This is a genomic window from Streptomyces sp. NPDC057543 (assembly GCF_042801895.1).
In the GTDB taxonomy this organism is placed as follows: domain Bacteria; phylum Actinomycetota; class Actinomycetes; order Streptomycetales; family Streptomycetaceae; genus Streptomyces.
In genome coordinates this window covers 1-1,630 of sequence record NZ_JBHVFF010000573.1, presented here as the reverse complement: position 1 = coordinate 1,630, position 1,630 = coordinate 1, and the positions used below count along the sequence as shown (strand labels likewise).

The window sequence follows — 1,630 nt, the reverse complement described above, 5'->3', positions numbered from 1 at the left end:
GAGCAGCACGCGTGCTGCTCCAGGGCCGGATCCGTAGGCGCGCGTACGGCGTCAGGGACGTCAGGACGACTTGAGCGCGGCCGCCATCTCCGCCAGCCGTTCCGTCGAGGCCGAGCCCGTGACCACCGTGGTCGCCCCCTCGTCCTGGCGCACGAGGGCGTCGTACTTGTCGCCCTTCCAGTGCTGCCACGCCTCGCCCGCGACCTGCTGCGTACGCCCGGTGTCCTTGGCGTCATGACTGACCTCGGTCACGTACTTCTTCGTCGGGGAGGTGGACTGCTCCACCGCGACGTACTTGCCCTCCGGGTCGAGGAAGCCCAGGTGCCAGCTGTCGCCGGCCTCGCGGTCGTAACTGACCGAGGTCGGCTTCCAGTCCTTGGCCAGTCCGTCCGGAGCGGCCACCGGGTACGGTGCCGCGCGCCGCGCCGTCAGGAGCTCCACGCGGTAGTCGACCGCCTTGACCGGGTTGGCGTTCTCGTCGTGCGGAACGAAGATGTAAACGAGCCCCGCCGCGGCGGAGATCACCGCCATCGACAGGAACATGTCCCGCACTGTCTGCTTGCCTCGCTTGCTAGCCACGGGTCCATGGTCGCATCAGGCCCGAGAGGCCCGAGCCCGGGGCAGCCGCTCATACGTGACCCGGTCTGCTCATTTTGTCGACCTGACGATAGAGTCAGAGCACCCTCTTCCGGTCGTCGTCGTACAGAAAGGTGCGCTCCGATGTCCGAGCATCATCTGCCGTCTCAGCTCGAGGTCTCCCCGGAGGCCCCCGACCGCAACCTCGCCCTGGAGTTGGTCCGGGTCACCGAGGCCGCTGCCATGGCGGCCGGACGCTGGGTGGGCCGTGGCGACAAGATCGGCGCCGACGGCGCAGCCGTGAAGGCCATGCGGACCCTCGTCTCCACCGTCTCGATGAACGGCGTCGTCGTCATCGGTGAGGGCGAGAAGGACGAAGCCCCCATGCTGTTCAACGGCGAGCGCGTCGGTGACGGCACCGGCCCGGAGGTCGACATCGCGGTCGACCCGATCGACGGCACGACCCTGAACGCCAAGGGCATGCCGAACGCGATCGCCGTGCTGGCCGCCGCCGACCGCGGCGCCATGTTCGACCCGTCCGCGGTCTTCTACATGGACAAGCTGGTCACCGGCCCCGAGGCCGCCGATTTCGTCGACATCAACGCACCCGTCTCCGTGAACATCCGGCGTGTCGCGAAGGCCAAGAACTCCACGCCCGAGGACGTCACCGTCGTCGTCCTCGACCGCCCCCGCCACGACGGCATCGTCAAGGAGATCCGCGAGACCGGCGCCCGGATCAAGTTCATCTCCGACGGCGATGTCGCGGGCTCGATCATGGCCGCCCGCGAAGGCACCGGCGTCGACCTGCTGATGGGCATCGGCGGCACCCCCGAGGGCATCATCTCGGCCTGCGCCATAAAGTGCCTCGGCGGTGTCATCCAGGGCAAGCTCTGGCCGAAGGACGAGGCCGAGCGGCAGCGCGCGCTGGACGCCGGGCACGACCTGGACCGGGTGCTGTCCACCGACGACCTGGTCAGCGGCGACAACGTGTTCTTCGTCGCGACCGGCATCACGGACGGTGAGCTGATGCGCGGTGTGCGGTACCGCGCGGAGA

2 protein-coding genes are annotated in these 1,630 nt (G+C 68.8%); one reads left to right on the top strand and one right to left on the bottom strand.

The features are described from left to right. Positions 1 to 60 precede the first annotated feature (60 nt). Positions 61 to 579 carry a DUF4245 domain-containing protein gene (locus tag ACFU8Q_RS41385; protein ID WP_384465347.1) on the bottom strand — a complete coding sequence of 173 codons (519 nt, stop codon included), beginning with the start codon at positions 577 to 579 and terminating at the stop codon, positions 61 to 63. 141 nt (positions 580 to 720) lie between these two features. Here ACFU8Q_RS41385 and glpX point away from each other — a divergent pair. After that, positions 721 to 1,630: class II fructose-bisphosphatase (glpX, locus tag ACFU8Q_RS41380; RefSeq protein ID WP_384465344.1), on the top strand; the 910-nt coding region annotated here is incomplete at its 3' end.